This window comes from Pseudomonas sp. P5_A12 (genome assembly GCF_056400685.1).
Genome location: NZ_JBFUKU010000125.1, coordinates 1 through 15,486, shown reverse-complemented (window position 1 = coordinate 15,486; position 15,486 = coordinate 1). Strand labels below are relative to the sequence as shown.

At 58.1% G+C, this 15,486-nt stretch carries 17 protein-coding genes and 1 pseudogene; 13 read left to right on the top strand and 5 right to left on the bottom strand.

Features of this window, described 5'->3' with window-relative positions; all coding sequences use genetic code 11:
* Positions 1 to 384 precede the first annotated feature (384 nt).
* A complete protein-coding gene (locus AC1DSG_RS17445; RefSeq protein ID WP_223518706.1) occupies positions 385 to 663 on the top strand; it encodes a DUF3509 domain-containing protein in 279 nt (92 codons plus the stop codon).
* Positions 664 to 825: 162 nt separating this feature from the next.
* Here the strand turns inward: AC1DSG_RS17445 and AC1DSG_RS17440 are convergent, their stop codons facing one another.
* The 3 genes from AC1DSG_RS17440 to aroC all read right to left on the bottom strand — a co-directional run bounded on the left by AC1DSG_RS17440 (position 826) and on the right by aroC (position 3,743).
* Entirely contained in the window at positions 826 to 1,371 is a 546-nt protein-coding gene (locus AC1DSG_RS17440) for a 1,2-dihydroxy-3-keto-5-methylthiopentene dioxygenase (protein ID WP_477791999.1), read from the bottom strand.
* A gap of 100 nt (positions 1,372 to 1,471) precedes the next feature.
* Positions 1,472 to 2,617, bottom strand: coding sequence for an MFS transporter (locus AC1DSG_RS17435; RefSeq protein WP_477791998.1), 1,146 nt, complete (start codon positions 2,615 to 2,617; stop codon positions 1,472 to 1,474).
* A 34-nt stretch (positions 2,618 to 2,651) separates the two neighbouring features.
* Positions 2,652 to 3,743, bottom strand: a complete 1,092-nt coding sequence (aroC, locus tag AC1DSG_RS17430; protein WP_046027098.1) for a chorismate synthase — start codon at positions 3,741 to 3,743, stop codon at positions 2,652 to 2,654.
* An 84-nt stretch (positions 3,744 to 3,827) separates the two neighbouring features.
* Between aroC and AC1DSG_RS17425 the strand changes: the two are divergent.
* Together AC1DSG_RS17425 and AC1DSG_RS17420 are read left to right on the top strand one after the other, a co-directional pair.
* Positions 3,828 to 4,827: pseudogene (locus AC1DSG_RS17425) on the top strand (alpha/beta hydrolase).
* 95 nt (positions 4,828 to 4,922) lie between these two features.
* Positions 4,923 to 5,714, top strand: a complete 792-nt coding sequence (locus AC1DSG_RS17420) for a hypothetical protein (protein ID WP_477791997.1) — start codon at positions 4,923 to 4,925, stop codon at positions 5,712 to 5,714.
* Between the two features lie 117 nt (positions 5,715 to 5,831).
* Here the strand turns inward: AC1DSG_RS17420 and prmB are convergent, their stop codons facing one another.
* A complete protein-coding gene (prmB, locus tag AC1DSG_RS17415; RefSeq protein ID WP_477791996.1) occupies positions 5,832 to 6,740 on the bottom strand; it encodes a 50S ribosomal protein L3 N(5)-glutamine methyltransferase in 909 nt (302 codons plus the stop codon).
* Between the two features lie 239 nt (positions 6,741 to 6,979).
* Here prmB and AC1DSG_RS17410 point away from each other — a divergent pair, with 239 nt between their 5' ends.
* The 7 genes from AC1DSG_RS17410 to AC1DSG_RS17380 all read left to right on the top strand — a co-directional run bounded on the left by AC1DSG_RS17410 (position 6,980) and on the right by AC1DSG_RS17380 (position 12,280).
* Positions 6,980 to 7,570: a cysteine hydrolase family protein gene (locus AC1DSG_RS17410; RefSeq protein ID WP_477791995.1), complete on the top strand. Its 591-nt coding sequence runs from the start codon at positions 6,980 to 6,982 to the stop codon at positions 7,568 to 7,570.
* Between the two features lie 131 nt (positions 7,571 to 7,701).
* A complete protein-coding gene (locus AC1DSG_RS17405; protein ID WP_477791994.1) occupies positions 7,702 to 8,022 on the top strand; it encodes a hypothetical protein in 321 nt (106 codons plus the stop codon).
* A gap of 86 nt (positions 8,023 to 8,108) precedes the next feature.
* On the top strand, positions 8,109 to 8,666 hold the full coding sequence (locus AC1DSG_RS17400) for a Smr/MutS family protein (protein ID WP_477791993.1): 558 nt from the start codon (positions 8,109 to 8,111) through the stop codon (positions 8,664 to 8,666).
* Between the two features lie 77 nt (positions 8,667 to 8,743).
* Positions 8,744 to 9,289 (top strand): GTP cyclohydrolase I FolE, encoded by a 546-nt coding sequence (folE, locus tag AC1DSG_RS17395; RefSeq protein ID WP_060541549.1) that lies wholly within the window; start codon positions 8,744 to 8,746, stop codon positions 9,287 to 9,289.
* Positions 9,290 to 9,393: 104 nt separating this feature from the next.
* A complete protein-coding gene (locus AC1DSG_RS17390) occupies positions 9,394 to 9,765 on the top strand; it encodes a glutathione S-transferase N-terminal domain-containing protein (protein WP_223518682.1) in 372 nt (123 codons plus the stop codon).
* Positions 9,766 to 10,223: 458 nt separating this feature from the next.
* Complete coding sequence (locus AC1DSG_RS17385) at positions 10,224 to 11,573, top strand: NCS2 family permease (protein WP_477791992.1); 1,350 nt, start codon at positions 10,224 to 10,226, stop codon at positions 11,571 to 11,573.
* 80 nt (positions 11,574 to 11,653) lie between these two features.
* Positions 11,654 to 12,280 carry a LysE family translocator gene (locus tag AC1DSG_RS17380; RefSeq protein WP_477791991.1) on the top strand — a complete coding sequence of 209 codons (627 nt, stop codon included), beginning with the start codon at positions 11,654 to 11,656 and terminating at the stop codon, positions 12,278 to 12,280.
* A 199-nt stretch (positions 12,281 to 12,479) separates the two neighbouring features.
* Here the strand turns inward: AC1DSG_RS17380 and uraH are convergent, their stop codons facing one another.
* On the bottom strand, positions 12,480 to 12,833 hold the full coding sequence (uraH, locus tag AC1DSG_RS17375) for a hydroxyisourate hydrolase (RefSeq protein WP_477791990.1): 354 nt from the start codon (positions 12,831 to 12,833) through the stop codon (positions 12,480 to 12,482).
* Positions 12,834 to 13,261: 428 nt separating this feature from the next.
* Here uraH and puuE point away from each other — a divergent pair, with 428 nt between their 5' ends.
* The 3 genes from puuE to alc all read left to right on the top strand — a co-directional run.
* The gene (gene puuE, locus AC1DSG_RS17370; protein WP_477791989.1) at positions 13,262 to 14,188 is read left to right on the top strand and encodes an allantoinase PuuE; all 927 of its coding nucleotides are present in this window, start codon (positions 13,262 to 13,264) and stop codon (positions 14,186 to 14,188) included.
* Complete coding sequence (uraD, locus tag AC1DSG_RS17365; RefSeq protein WP_477791988.1) at positions 14,185 to 14,700, top strand: 2-oxo-4-hydroxy-4-carboxy-5-ureidoimidazoline decarboxylase; 516 nt, start codon at positions 14,185 to 14,187, stop codon at positions 14,698 to 14,700. The genes puuE and uraD overlap by 4 nt, the downstream gene beginning before the upstream one ends.
* A gap of 89 nt (positions 14,701 to 14,789) precedes the next feature.
* On the top strand, positions 14,790 to 15,486 hold a 697-nt coding region (alc, locus tag AC1DSG_RS17360; protein ID WP_477791987.1), incomplete at its 3' end, for an allantoicase.

The following is a 15,486-nucleotide window of genomic DNA, read 5'->3' as shown; positions in this document are numbered from 1 at the left end:
GAGCATCATGCCCCAGGTAATCGTGTCGTTCGGCGTGCGTTTCATGCGTGTTCCCGCTTATTTTTTTTGTCGGGCGGCGTTCATTGAGCTCGAAAATACGTCAGCGGTTCTTGAGCTGTACACGCGGTTTTTGCAATGTTTTGTATCCGCAGCCGGGACAAACGAACGATGAACCTCGACCTGTGCTTTGGTTCCATCAAAATAGAGACGATCTTTCAAAATGCAGGATGCACGATGGCCATTCATGCAGATTGCACGAAAGCAAAAATCCGACAAAAAACTAACATACTGATTTATAACGATTTTATTAATTTAAAATACTGGCACAATCGCTGCAACTACCTCTCCATGCTTGCCAATCATGTGCACACGGAGCTGATAGACATGAACCTGATCCAAGAAAAATTTTCTTCCCTGTTCTCCAACTTTGAAGTGACCACTCAAGCGCGTCCTGACGGCGGGATTCTGCTGACCCTGCGCAGCACTGAAGGCCGGGTGTTCAAGCGTTCGATTTCCTACCAGCAATTGCATGCTGGCGATCAGTTGTCGTGGGTGATCAGTGCGATTCGTCGTGACCTTGCAGAACAGGCCAGTGAACTGCCGCAGATCTCGATGCTGCAAAGCCAGCAACGGTTTGCTTTGCCGACTTATCACACGGCGTAAACTATTGGACAGTACGAACCAATGTGGGAGCGAGCCTGCTCGCGAAAGCGGTGTATCAGTCAATTTAATCTCGACTGATAGGCCCTCTTCGCGAGCAGGCTCGCTCCCACAGGTTATGCGCCATGATCTTACAAAGTTGGAGGATTGATCCGCGCGAAACTGTCAGTCCTCAAGAAGCGGGAAGCGGCTGGCGATGTCGTCGCCGGTGAATTTGGCCACCCAGCCTTCAGGATTTTTGAACAGACGGATCGCCACAAAATGTGGATGTTCGCCCATGTCGAACCAGTGCGGTGTACCGGCCGGCACCGAGATCAGGTCGTTCTTTTCGCAAAGAACCGCGTAGACGTAATCATCGATGTGCAAGGTAAACAAGCCACGACCGGCAACGAAAAATCTGACCAGGTCTTCGCCAAAACGGTGTTCGTCGAGGAACTCGGCGCGCAGTTCGGCTTTTTGCGGGTGATCACTGCTCACGCTGATAACGTCGACGGTGAGGTAACCGCGCTCGGTCATCAGCTTGTCGATTTGTTCCTGATACGCGGCGATCACTTCTTCCTGACGGGCGCCGGGCTGGATTTTCGCAGCCGCTTGCCAGCGATCAAAGCGCACGCCTTGCTCGGCCAGGGTCGAGGCGATGTCTTCGAAATGGGTAAGCACCTTGTTCGGCAGGTCAGGGCTTGAGACGTGGTAAACGGACAGGCTGCTCATCAGGGCACCTCCTTAACGGTTCATGCTTTACGGTTAAAGAGCGCGCGCGTCTTCAACTCGCACTCGAAAAAATTCAATGTCCTCGATCTGCCGAAATAGCTCATGGCCTTTCCTCTTGCAGTCGTGTGGCAATGATAACGGCTGCTGCAAGGGCTGCGAGGCTGGCAATACTAAAGGTCAATGGGGCGCCGAGGGCAGTCCAGCTATAGCCGGAATACAACGCACCCAACGCGCCGCCCGTACCGGCCAGCGCGGCGTATAGCGCCTGGCCTTGCCCCTGCTGACGCGCACCGAAACTACGTTGCACGAACTGGATGGCCGCCGCGTGAAAGCTGCCGAAGGTGGCCGCATGCAGCACCTGGGCGAACAGCAACACCCAAAGATATTCGGCAAACGAACCGAGCAGCACCCAGCGCAGTGCGGCCAGCAGGAAACTCGCCAACAGCACCCGGCGCACCGAAAATCGCGCGAGGATTCGGGTCATGGCCAGAAACATCAACACTTCAGCGACCACGCCGACCGCCCAGAGCAGGCCGATCACGCCTCGGCTGTAACCGAGCCGTTCCAGGTGCAAAGTCAAAAACGTGTAATAAGGTCCGTGGCTCATCTGCATCAACGCCACGCAGCCATAAAATGCCAGGACACCGGGGCTGCGCAATTGCGTGAGAAAACCGTCACCCGCCAACCGCTCACCTTGAGTCGGTTGGGCATTCGGCACCCACAGGCTGCTGAGGACGATACCGGCCATTATCAACACCAACGCCACCGGGTAGATGTCGAGGCTCAGCCATTCGAACAATCGGCCAAGCAAAACCACGGTGATGATAAATCCAATGGAGCCCCACAAGCGGATCTGGCTGTAGCGTGAGGTCTGCCCTTTCAGGTGCGCCAGGGTGATGACTTCGAACTGCGGCAATACCGCGTGCCAGAAGAACGCGTGCAACGCCATGACCATAGCCAGCCAGGCGTAGGTCTTGCTGACGAAAATCAGCGAAAACGTCAATAACGTACACACCGCACCGAAGCGCACGATAGCCAGGCGCCGGCCGGTGTAATCACCCAGCCAGCCCCAGATGTTCGGCGCGACGCAGCGCATCAGCATCGGGATCGCCACCAGTTCGCCGATGCGCGCACTGGAAAAGCCCAGGTGATCGAAGTACAGCGCCAGAAACGGCGCCGTCGAACCGAGCAATGCGAAATAGAACAAATAGAAGCTGGAGAGCCGCCAGTACGGGAGCGCCGCCACGGTCGTCAGACCGCAGCGGCGTTGATGTCAGCCATTAAAGCTGACCCAGGACCGGGGTACTCACGCGCACATCGGCGTTCTGCCCACGGTGACGCAGCAGGTGATCCATCAACACGATGGCCATCATCGCTTCAGCAATCGGCGTGGCGCGAATGCCGACGCACGGGTCGTGACGGCCTTTGGTGATGACTTCCACCGGGTTGCCATGGATGTCGATGGAGCGACCCGGCGTGGTGATGCTCGACGTCGGCTTCAGCGCCAAGTGCGCGACGATCGGCTGACCGGACGAGATGCCGCCGAGAATGCCGCCGGCGTTGTTGCTGAGGAAACCTTCCGGGGTCATTTCATCGCGGTGTTCGGTGCCGCGCTGGGCAACACTGGCGAAACCGGCGCCGATTTCCACGCCTTTCACCGCGTTGATGCTCATCAGCGCATGGGCCAGTTCGGCGTCGAGGCGGTCGAAAATCGGCTCGCCCAGGCCGGGCATCACACCTTCAGCCACCACGGTGATTTTCGCACCGACCGAATCCTGATCGCGACGCAGCTGGTCCATATAGGCTTCCAGCTCCGGGACTTTGTCTGGATCAGGGCTGAAGAAAGCGTTTTCTTCCACCGAATCCCAGGTCTTGAACGGGATTTCAATCGGGCCGAGCTGGCTCATGTAGCCGCGAATGACGATGCCCTGCGTCGCCAGGTACTTTTTCGCAATCGCCCCGGCAGCCACGCGCATGGCGGTTTCCCGGGCCGAGCTGCGACCGCCGCCACGGTAGTCGCGCTCACCGTACTTATGGTGGTAGGTGTAGTCGGCGTGGGCCGGACGGAACAGATCCTTGATCGCCGAGTAGTCCTTTGACTTCTGGTCGGTATTGCGGATCAGCAGGCCAATGGAGCAACCGGTGGTGCGACCTTCGAACACGCCGGAGAGGATTTCGACTTCGTCGGCTTCCTGGCGTTGCGTAGTGTGGCGGCTGGTGCCGGGCTTGCGGCGGTCCAGATCACGCTGCAAATCCTCCAGGGAAATCTCCAGCCCCGGCGGGCAGCCGTCGACAATGGCGACCAACGCCGGGCCATGGCTTTCGCCCGCGGTGGTGACAGTGAACAGCTTGCCGTAGGTATTGCCGGACATGCAGGACGCTCCGTGAAATAGAACCTGAATACGTAATGCGCGCCAGTATACGCAGGCTACCCGAGTAGTTCATCCTCGAACCTTATGGGTGCCGGCGAGTCCAAACGGCACCTTTGTGAATGATGGCGTGATGATGCTGCGAGTTATAGCCTTGAGCCTGACCCTGTTTACCGGCTTTGTGCAGGCCACCGTCCTGCAAAGACCTATCACTCTGGATACCGGCAGCGGTGAGCTTTTCGGCTCGTTGCTGCTGCCCAAGTCCGACACGCCTGTGCCGGTTGTCCTGATCATATCCGGCTCCGGCCCTACGGATCGCGACGGCAATAACACCGATGGCGGACGCAACGACAGCCTGAAACGGTTGGCCTGGGTGCTGGCCAAACACAACATCGCCAGCGTGCGTTACGACAAACGCGGGGTGGCGGCGAGCCTTGCCGCGACACCGGACGAACGCAATCTGTCGGTTGAGGCCTATGTGACCGACGCCGAAGCCTGGGGGCGCAAGCTCAAATCCGATCCACGTTTTAGCCAACTGATTTTGCTCGGCCACAGCGAAGGCGCCCTGATCGCCACCCTGGCGGCACCGAGCGTGGATGCCGCAGGCCTCATTTCCCTGTCCGGCAGCGCGCGACCGATTGACCAGGTGTTGCGTCAGCAGTTGAGCAATCAACTGCCACCTGCACTGATGCAGCGCAGCAATGAACTGCTCGACAGCCTCAAGGCCGGCCACACCGACAATAACGTGCCACCGCCATTACAGGGGATATTCCGCCCGAGCGTGCAGCCGTACCTGATTTCGCTGTTCCGCCAGGATCCGGCAGCGGCATTTGCCCGGTTGAAGATGCCGGCACTGATCATTCAGGGCAGCAACGACATCCAGGTCGGCGTCGGTGATGCAAAGTTACTGAAGGCCGCCAAACCCGACGCCGAGCTGGCGCTGATCGAAGGCATGAACCACGTCATGCGCATCGTGCCCAACGATGTAAAGCGCCAATTGGCCTCTTATAAAGATCCACAATTGCCGCTGGCTGCCGAACTTGGCACACGAATCCTCGGGTTTATTGACGGACTTCGCTCCCGTTAAGCGCTGTTGGCCCTCCAGTCCTGTCAAAAACGGCCGATAAGCCTTTGTCGCCAGCGCACTGGCTGGCGGCAGGGCTTGGACAGGATCTCGCCGTTATGACTGATACCCAGACTTCACCCGACGCCGCCGCTGAACAAGACGCACCGCCAGCGGTTGAGCTGCCGTGGGCGGATGTCCACGTCGAGCACCACAAGATGCTTCGTCTGGCGCCGCTGAAAACCGACCGCAACACCGGCGGGCGGCCGCTGCGCTTTGTCGAATTCGGCTATGCCGAACGCCACAGCACGGATCATAGCCTCATGCGCATGAGCATCACCCTGCCCGGTCAGCGTGCGCGCAAAGAACAAAATCATCTGGACGTGAGGGTCGATCACACCACCAAAAGCGTGCATTTCGGGCCCGACAGTGGCCTGCAGATTGAACCGATGAACCGTGGCATCGGCCGCTTCATGGCCGCTCAAGGGATCACCTGGGCGAAGAAACGCTGGTCCGGTTACACCGTCGACGGCATGAGCCTGAACAACAAAGATGCGCTGAACGAAGACACCCGCCTACGCCGCGATCACTTTCTCGGGGCCCATGGTTTTGAGGTGGTGTATGCCGATGCTCAGCATTTGAAGGGCCGCATCGAAGCCGTACGGATCGGCGACCTGTCGGGCGACTGGAACACTGAAAAGCTGCAGCTGGTGGAAATCCTTGAAGCCGCGCAGATGCTTCAGCAGGCAGAACTGAATCTGGCCGAGCAGGAAGTGAAGCTGAAGACCCACGAAGAAAAAGTCAGCAAGTACAGGCGTGAAGACGCCGGGCTGCGCTTTACCATTACGTGTCTGGTGGCGTTTGCGGTGTTTCAGGCGGGGTTGTTGATCTGGATTGCTACGCATCGGTAACTGGTCGTTCCCACGCTCTGCGTGGGAATGCAGCCTGGGATGCTCCGCGTCCCAAAGCGGACGCAGAGCGTCCGTTGAGGCATTCCCACGCAGAGCGTGGGAACGATCATTGCGGAGTCAGACGCGGGAAGCGAACAGTGCCTGATGTTCGCGGCACTGCTCAGCCGTCAACATGAACACCCCATGCCCGCCGCGCTCGAAATCGAGCCAGGCGAAATCGACTTCCGGGTACAACGCCTCGACGTGAACCTGGCTGTTGCCCACTTCGACAATCAGCAAGCCCTTGTCAGTCAGATGATCCGCGGCTTGCGCGAGCATGCGACGCACCAGGTTCAAGCCATCATCGCCACAGGCCAGTCCCAGCTCCGGCTCGTGTTGATACTCGTCCGGCATATCGGCGAAATCTTCCGCATCAACATAGGGCGGGTTCGACACGATCAGGTCGAAACGTTGACCCGGCAAGCCATCAAACCCATCGCCCTGAACGGTGTACACCCGCTCATCGACACCGTGACGCTCAATGTTCTGATTGGCCACTTCCAGCGCTTCGAACGACAGATCGGCGAGCACCACTTCAGCGTTCTGGAACTCATAGGCACAGGCGATGCCGATGCAGCCGGAACCGGTGCACAGGTCCAGAATTCGCGCAGGCTCGGTGCCCAGCCATGGCGTGAAGCGGTTTTCGATCAGCTCGCCAATCGGTGAGCGCGGGATCAGCACGCGCTCGTCGACGATAAACGACATGCCGCAAAACCACGCTTCACCCAGCAAATAGGCAGTCGGAATGCGTTCTTCGATACGGCGCTTGAGCAAACGCTGCAAATTCACCAACTCATCTTCTTCCAGCGCGCAGTCAAGGTAGCTGTCAGCGATTTCCCACGGCAAGTGCAAGGCACCCAACACCAGTTGACGAGCTTCATCCCAGGCGTTGTCGGTCCCATGGCCGAAAAACAGATCCTCCCCATGAAAGCGGCTGACGGCCCAACGGATATGGTCACGCAGGGTACGAAGTCGGGAAGTGATCACGGCGGCAAACTCCAGAAAAAACGACTGGCGATTCTAACAGCCAAAACGCGCCACGACGACGCAGGAAAAACTCCGGACCAGATGTAGGACCCATCCCTTTTTACTGCTGACCATTGAACAAAACGAGCAAACTGACAAGGCTGCAGGCCAGTAAAGACGACATCTACAATAGTAGCGATTCACAGAACCGCTCAGCCAGAGGACAATGGCGCAAAAGCCCCACTCGAAGGAGCCCCAGAATGTCCGTTCCAAAAACGATGTTTCAACTCAGCGGCCGCGGTTACGCAGCAGCCAATCTGAGCCATGCGACCCTTGTCATCATCGATGCACAGAAGGAGTACCTCAGCGGTCCGCTGGCCCTGAGCGGCATGGACGCTGCCGTCGCGAACATCAAGCAATTACTGGCGGCTGCCCGCGCAGCCGGCCGCACCATCGTGCATGTACGCCACCTCGGCACGGTCGGCGGGCTGTTCGACCCACAAGGCGAACGCGGTGAGTTCATCCCCGGCCTTGAGCCACTGGCCGACGAAACCATCATCGGCAAGTTGCTGCCGAGTGCGTTCCACGGCACCGAACTGGCAAAGCGCCTGGAAGACCTCGGCGCCCTTGACCTGATCGTTTGCGGTTTCATGAGTCACTCCAGCGTCAGCACCACGGTGCGCGCCGCGAAGAACCTCGGCTTCCGTTGCACGTTGGTGGAAGACGCCTGCGCCACGCGCGATTTGCCTTACAAGGGCGGCGTGTTGAGCGCCGAGCACGTTCAGCAGACCGAAATGGCGATCATGGCGGACAACTTCGCCACGCTGGCGCTCACTCACGATCTGATTTGATCGGCCCTGGATGAGTGGCCAAGACTGCCGCTCATCCGCAAAAGTCTCGCGCTTACCGCAATTGTCTTAGCCTCAGGAACAACCCGGTCAACTCCCGGTCGAAGGGCCGATACCCATTGAGGAAGGTCGGAATGAAGTTATCCGATGGTTTTGACGCTCGCCGCTTGCGGTCCAAAGGCCAACGCAACTGGCGTTTTCGAATTGGCGCTGCGTTTGCCGCGTTGCTGGCAACGAGCGGTGTGTTGGTCGCCATGGCCGCTGCCGCCAGCCTGTTTGGTCACGTACCCGCACTGGGCGAACTGAACACCAGCCGCACCGGTGCGGCAGTGGTTCTGGCGGTTGGCCTGTTCATGCTCTACCTGGGCGTGTGGCTATGGCGTCGCTGCCGTCGCCGTTCACGCCAGTCGCGCGGGCTGAACATGTCTCCGCACCTGATGAAAAAACACGACTGAACAGAAGGCCTGGCATTTGCCAGGCCTCAATTGTTATGGATAGCGTCTCGACTTGGGTAAACTGGCCGCCCTTCGCGGAGGCTGACATGCAAGACGACGATTTTTCCCTGTTCAAAAGTGCGATCCAAGGCGTCAAACCGATCAAGCACGATCGCGCCGAAACCGGTAAACCCAAGGCCGACCGCACGCACATCGCCAAGCTGCGTCAAGCCGCGACCATTCGCACMGATGCCACCACCGTTGACGGGCTGTCCGATCAGTTCGTCATCGATGTCGGCCCGGAAGACGAGTTGATGTGGGCTCGTGACGGTGTCCAGGAAAGCCAAATGCGCAAGCTCAAGATCGGTCAGATTCCGTTCGAGGGCAGCCTTGACCTGCACGGCATGAGCGTGGAAAAAGCCCGGGAAACCCTTTGGGCCTTTCTGGCCGAAGCGACCAAATTCGAAATTCGCTGCGTGCGCGTCACCCACGGCAAAGCCGTGCGTCTGGACGGCAAGCGGCCGATGATCAAAAGTCACGTCAACACCTGGCTGCGCCAGCATTCACAAGTGCTCGGCTTCACCTCGTGCCAGGCCAGACATGGCGGCGCCGGAGCGGTGTATGTGATGCTTAAACGCACCATGATGGAAGGTCGTGACGAGTAAAGCTGTCGCGTCACACTTGCAGCGCCGTGTTTGCCACCGTACCCTTGCCCTTTGCGAAAATCCCCACAGGTAGTTTCATGTCCCTGGAACAGAATTACACCGCGATTCTCGGCCAACTGGGCGAGGACGTCTCCCGCGAGGGCCTGCTCGACACGCCAAAGCGTGCCGCCAAAGCCATGCAGTACCTCTGCCGCGGTTATGAACAGACGCTTGAAGAGGTCACCAACGGTGCCTTGTTCAGCTCCGACAACAGCGAAATGGTGCTGGTCAAGGACATCGAGTTGTACTCGTTGTGCGAACACCACCTGCTGCCGTTCATCGGCAAGGCGCATGTTGCCTACATCCCTAGCGGCAAAGTGCTGGGCCTGTCTAAAGTGGCGCGAATCGTCGACATGTACGCCCGCCGCCTGCAGATCCAGGAAAACCTCAGCCGCCAGATCGCGGAAGCGGTCCAGCAAGTCACCGGCGCCTTGGGCGTTGCGGTGGTGATCGAGGCCAAGCACATGTGCATGATGATGCGCGGTGTGGAGAAACAGAATTCGTCGATGATCACTTCAGTGATGCTCGGTGAGTTCCGCGAAAACGCGGCCACCCGCAGCGAGTTTCTCAGCCTGATCAAGTAAGTTGCAGCACAAAGAAAACCGGCATTCATCGCCGGTTTTTTTTCGTCTGCAAAAAATCAGGTAAGCTGCGCGCCCTTCTCAATTCGCATCGTGAGGCTTTCAACGTGTTCGTAAAAGCGCTTCGTGTCGGCCTTGGCCAACTGATCATCTTCATCGACTTCCTGACTCGTCCCGGGAAGAAGCAGCGCCCCGCCGAAGCTCAGGCCAAGGTCAACTCCGCGGCCAAAGACCTGACGCTGTATCAATTTCACGCCTGCCCGTTCTGCGTGAAGACCCGCCGTACCCTGCGCCGTCTGAATGTTCCGGTGGCGTTGCGTGACGCAAAAAACAGTGAACAGGATCGCCAGACCCTGCTGGAGCAAGGTGGCAAGATCAAGGTGCCGTGCCTGCGCATTGAAGAAAATGGTCAGACCACCTGGATGTATGAGTCCAAAGTGATCATTGATTATCTGGATAAGCGTTTCGCGGCAGCCTGATAGTTTTTGCGGTGCTCTGACTGACGCTATCGCCAGCAGGCTGGCTCCCACTGAGGATTTGTGGTGCTCACAAAACCTGTGGGAGCCAGCCTGCTGGCGATGAGGTCAGTACAGCCACCACAAATCTCAGTCAAAAATCAACCGGCCCAATGGCCGGTTTATTTGTTTTTACCCTCATCCACTCAGGCTCGCTACCACAGGGTGACCGCATATCCCTGTGGGAGCGTGGCTTGCCCGCGATGGCGTCCTTCCTGTCGATATATTCCTATCGCCAAATATCCAGCCAACAAAACCGAAAACATTATTTGCTTTTTTTGTATACAAAAGCATAATCCACTTCGTGCGAGTTCCTGACCAAGCGGTCAACAAATTCGCAAGTGCCTTGCCTCAAAGGACCGCTGCCACCCTCATGGGTCCGGTCCGGGAAATAACAATAAAACTCTTGAGGAGTACTCGCTGTGGAAAGCCGCAAATCCGAAGCATCGACGCTGGATCTCTCGCCGCCATTACGCAATGGCTTGCTTGAGCGCATCTTCAAACTCAGCTTGCATGGCACCACGGTGAAGACCGAGCTGATTGCCGGTCTGACAACTTTCATCACGATGGCTTACATCATCTTCGTCAACCCCAACATCATGGCCGACGCCGGGATCGATCATGGCGCCGCGTTTGTGGCGACCTGCATCGCGGCAGCGCTGGGTTGCCTGTTGATGGGCCTCTACGCCAACTGGCCCGTCGGCCTGGCGCCGGGCATGGGCCTGAACGCTTTCTTCACCTACACCGTGGTTGGCACCATGGGCTACAACTGGGAAACCGCCCTCGGTGCGGTGTTTGTGTCCGGTGTGTTGTTCATGATCCTGACCTTTTCGCGGATCCGCGAATGGCTGCTCAACAGTATTCCAGTGAGCCTGCGCTTCGCCATGGGTGCCGGCGTCGGTTTGTTCCTGGGGCTGATCGGCCTGAAAACCGCGGGCATTGTCGTCGATAGCCCGGCGACCCTGATCAAGCTCGGCTCCCTGCGTGAACCGGRCCCGCTGCTCGCCGCCATTTGCTTCCTGATGATCGCCATCCTCAGCTACCACAAAGTATTCGGCGCAATCCTCATCAGCATCATCACCGTCACCCTGGCCGGTTGGGGCCTGGGTCTGGTGCACTACGAGGGCATCATGTCGGCCCCGCCGAGCCTCGCTCCTACCTGGATGGCGATGAACGTCGCCGGTGTCTTCAATGTCAGCATGATCAGCGTGGTCCTGGCCTTCCTCTTTGTGCACATGTTCGATACCGCCGGTACTCTGATGGGTGTGGCCCAGCGCGCCAACCTGGTCGGCGCGGACGGTCGGATCGAAAACCTCTCACGTGCCATGAAAGCCGACAGCGCTTCCAGCGTATTTGGTGCTGTAGTGGGTGTTCCGCCGGTCACCAGTTACGTTGAAAGTGCCGCGGGCGTTGCAGCGGGTGGTCGGACCGGGCTTACCGCCGTGACCGTGGGTGTGCKATTTATTGCCGCGATGTTCTTCGCGCCATTGGCTGGCATGATCCCCGCCTACGCAACGGCCGGTGCGCTGATTTATGTGGCGATGCTGATGATGGGCGGTATGAAGCACATCGAATGGGACGAAGCGACCGACAGCATTCCGGCAATCGTCACTGCAATCATGATGCCCTTGACCTTCTCGGTCGCCGACGGCATCGCACTGGGCTTCATCACCTACGTGGCAATGAAGGCCGGTACGGGTAAGTACAAGGAAATCTCCGTCAGCTTGTGGGTGCTTTGCACGATCTTCATCGCCAAGTTCATTTTCTTGTAAGCCGGCTACGTTTCAAAAACAGTGTTTCAAAACAGCCTCACCCCGGCCGGGTGGGGCTTTTGCACAAATGGAGGAAAGTGATGAGTCTGGAAACCTGGCTACTGTTCAGCGGCGCTGCGCTGGTGGTGATCCTGATCCCGGGGCCCCTGTCGTTGCTGATGATCAGCAACAGTCTGAATTACGGTTTGCGCCGTTCCTACCCGGCATTTCTCGGTGGCGTGTTTGCCTCGATCTGCCTGCTCAGTGCCTCGGCGCTGGGTTTGGGCGCCTTGCTGCTGGCATCGGAGCAGCTGTTCAGTGCGCTGAAAATCGTCGGGGCGCTGTACCTGTTCTATCTCGCCTGGCAGAGCTGGCAGCAATCGCGCCAGCCGTCGGTGGGTGCCGAAGTACCTCAGGCGGCTCCAATACCGCGTTTTCGCGCACTGTTTGGCCGCGCGTTTATGCTCGGTGCGAGTAATCCGAAAGACATTCTGTTCTTCGCAGCCTTCCTGCCGCAATTTCTCAGCGCCGAGCAGCCGTTCCTGCCGCAGTTGCTGGTGATGATTGCGACCTGGACCGTGCTGGATCTGCTGTGCAAATTGGCTTATGGGCTGGGGGCGCATGGTGCGGCGCGGTATCTGCGCAGTGGCAAGGGGCAGAGCTGGTTTAACCGAATCAGTGCGGGGTTGTTCAGTGGTGCCGGCGCTGCATCCCTTCTAAGCCGATAAAAGCAAAAGCTTCGCGAGCAGGCTCGCTCCCACATTGGTTTTGTGTCGATCACAAATCCCCTGTGGGAGCGAGCCTGCTCGCGAAGGCGTCAGCAGCACCACATCCTCAAGACGAAAAAAAGCCCGCAGTGTGAGCGGGCGAAAAACCAAAGAAGCTATATGCGCAGTCGCTTCAAGGTTGAGGCAGCTGCCTGGGGGATCAGCTGCCGCGATACGTGGAGTAGCTATACGGCGAAATCAGCAACGGCACATGGTAGTGATCCTGTTCCGCAGAAATGCCGAAACGCAGCACCACTACATCGAGAAACGCCGGCTCCGGCAACTGAACGCCACGGGCGCGGTAGTAGTCGCCCGCATGAAACTGAACCTGATAGACCCCTGTACGGTAGTCATCGCCTTGCAGCAGCGGTGCATCGACACGGCCATCGCTATTGGTTGTCGCGCTGGCGAGCAATTCCAGGTGCGAACCTTCTACGCGGTACAACTCGACCTTGATCGAGCTGCCCGGGCAACCGTGTGCAGCGTCCAAAACGTGTGTAGTCAAACGTCCCATTGATTCTGCGCGCCTGCCTGCGTAGAGCAGTCAGGCCTCGCGCCTCCCGAAGTCAGTTAAAAAGGAGACCGCACCGATTCGGAGCACGAATCACTGCGGCGAGCGATTGATTAAGACACTTTTCAAAAAAATTGTACACAATAAAAACGACCTATTTGCCTCGATGCACGCCAGTCGGTGTTTTACAGCGAATTTAACGCCGCACCATAAGATCAGTGGACCTTCTATCTTTTTGCTGACCACTCAGGCAGGTTTCTTGCAGTATCATCAATTCATGACGGTTCGAGAAAAATGCAAAAAAACGGGCTTACAAATTGAATATAAAGTTGTATACAATCACTCCATCGCAGTGACGCCAGCCTGATATCTCATCGCAAGGCCGCCACACAACCTTGAACACGTCGACACGAACAAGAAGGAAGACTGCAGTGAGCGCTGACTACCCACGCGACCTGATCGGTTACGGCAGTAACCCTCCTCACCCACACTGGCCGGGCAATGCCCGCATCGCCTTGTCTTTCGTACTCAATTACGAAGAAGGCGGCGAGCGCAATATCCTGCACGGTGATAAAGAGTCCGAAGCCTTCCTCTCCGAAATGGTCTCGGCGCAGCCTCTGCAAGGCGAGCGCAACATGAGCATGGAGTCTCTTTACGAGTATGGCAGCCGCGCCGGTGTGTGGAGGATTCTGAAACTGTTCAAGGAATTCGATATTCCGTTGACCATCTTCGCCGTCGCCATGGCAGCCCAGCGCCACCCGGATGTAATCCGCGCGATGGTCGATGCCGGTCATGAGATCTGCAGTCACGGCTATCGCTGGATCGACTACCAGTACATGGACGAAGCGCAGGAACGCGAGCACATGCTCGAAGCGATCCGCATCCTCACCGAAATCACCGGTGAGCGCCCACTGGGCTGGTACACCGGCCGCACCGGCCCGAACACCCGTCGCCTGGTGATGGAAGAGGGCGGTTTCCTTTATGACTGCGACACCTACGACGACGACCTGCCCTACTGGGAACCGAACAATCCGACCGGCAAGCCGCACCTGGTGATCCCGTACACCCTGGACACTAACGACATGCGCTTCACCCAAGTCCAGGGTTTCAACAAGGGCGACGACTTTTTTGAGTACCTCAAGGACGCCTTCGACGTGCTTTACGCTGAAGGCGCCGAAGCACCGAAGATGCTTTCGATCGGTCTGCACTGCCGCCTGATCGGTCGTCCGGCGCGTCTGGCTTCGCTCAAACGCTTTATCGAATACGCTAAAAGTCATGAACAGGTGTGGTTCAGCCGCCGCGTCGACATCGCGCGCCACTGGCAGGAAACCCACCCATTCCAAGGGGCCGCAAAATGAGCACCTTTCAAACCGTCAAACCTTCAAGCTTGAGCCGCGATGCATTTGTCGCAGCCTTCGCCGACATCTACGAACATTCGCCATGGGTGGCCGAGAAGGCCTTCGATCTGGGCCAGGACGCGTCGATCGACGAGATCGAAACCTTGCACCAGCGCATGAGCGACATCCTGTTGAGCGCCGATCACACCAGCCAGCTGGCCTTGATCAACGCTCACCCGGACCTGGCCGGCAAAGCCGCCGTCCAGGGCCAACTGACCGAAGCCAGCACCAATGAACAGGCTGGCGCCGGTATTCACCAATGCACGGCCGAAGAGTTTCAGCGCTTCACCGAGCTGAACGACGCTTACAAAGCCAAGTTCAAGTTTCCCTTCATCATGGCGGTAAAAGGCAGCAACCGGCATCAGATCCTCGCGGCGTTCGAAACGCGCATTCACAACTCGGTCGACACCGAATTCAAATGCGCGCTGGCAGAGATCAACAAGATTGCGTTGTTCCGTTTACTGACCCTTTAGCGCGCCTTGCCCTGGCGACTTTGAACGCAGACATCGCCCAGAGCACTGCAAGCATCCCAAGCCAACTAATTTAAAGGCAGACAAGAAGAATGAAAGCTTACGCCGTACCTTTCGAGAAGTTCGTCAACCTGGCCGATGCCCGTCTGGGCACCAAAATCATCTCGGTCACCGATGACTGGTTCGCTGATGCCAACCGCCTGTTCCAGCCGACCCCGGCTGTGTGGAAAGAAGGCGTGTTCGATGACAACGGCAAGTGGATGGACGGCTGGGAGTCGCGCCGCAAGCGCTTCGAAGGCTACGACAGCGCAGTGATCCGCCTCGGTGTAGCGGGCTCGATCAAAGGCGTCGACATCGACACTTCATTCTTCACCGGCAACTTCCCGCCGTCGGCCTCCCTGGAAGCCTGTTTCCTGGTTGAAGGCGAACCGACTGAAAACACCCAGTGGGTTGAAGTGCTGTCCGCTGTCGAGTTGCAAGGCAACAGCCACCACTTCCATGAAATCAACAACGATCAGGCGTTCAGCCACCTGCGTTTCAACATCTACCCGGATGGTGGCGTGGCCCGTCTGCGCGTGTACGGCATTCCGCACCGCGACTGGTCGGCCGTCGGTGACAACGAGCAAATCGATCTGGCCGCGGCCCTCAACGGTGGTCGCGCCCTCGCCTGCTCCGATGAACACTTCGGTCGCATGAGCAACATTCTCAACCCGGGCCGTGGCATCAACATGGGCGACGGCTGGGAAACTGCACGTCGTCGTACCCCGGGCAACGACTGGGTCATCGTCG

Excerpts from the sequence above, each read along its gene's own strand:
- AC1DSG_RS17445 (WP_223518706.1), top strand. The coding sequence starts at position 385 with ATGAACCTGATCCAAGAAAAATTTTCTTCCCTGTTCTCCAACTTTGAA.
- AC1DSG_RS17440 (WP_477791999.1), bottom strand. The coding sequence starts at position 1,371 with ATGAGCAGCCTGTCCGTTTACCACGTCTCAAGCCCTGACCTGCCGAAC.
- aroC (WP_046027098.1), bottom strand. The coding sequence starts at position 3,743 with ATGTCCGGCAATACCTACGGCAAGCTGTTCACTGTCACCACCGCGGGC.
- AC1DSG_RS17420 (WP_477791997.1), top strand. The coding sequence starts at position 4,923 with ATGACTGATACCCAGACTTCACCCGACGCCGCCGCTGAACAAGACGCA.
- AC1DSG_RS17410 (WP_477791995.1), top strand. The coding sequence starts at position 6,980 with ATGTCCGTTCCAAAAACGATGTTTCAACTCAGCGGCCGCGGTTACGCA.
- AC1DSG_RS17405 (WP_477791994.1), top strand. The coding sequence starts at position 7,702 with ATGAAGTTATCCGATGGTTTTGACGCTCGCCGCTTGCGGTCCAAAGGC.
- folE (WP_060541549.1), top strand. The coding sequence starts at position 8,744 with ATGTCCCTGGAACAGAATTACACCGCGATTCTCGGCCAACTGGGCGAG.
- AC1DSG_RS17380 (WP_477791991.1), top strand. The coding sequence starts at position 11,654 with ATGAGTCTGGAAACCTGGCTACTGTTCAGCGGCGCTGCGCTGGTGGTG.
- uraH (WP_477791990.1), bottom strand. The coding sequence starts at position 12,833 with ATGGGACGTTTGACTACACACGTTTTGGACGCTGCACACGGTTGCCCG.
- uraD (WP_477791988.1), top strand. The coding sequence starts at position 14,185 with ATGAGCACCTTTCAAACCGTCAAACCTTCAAGCTTGAGCCGCGATGCA.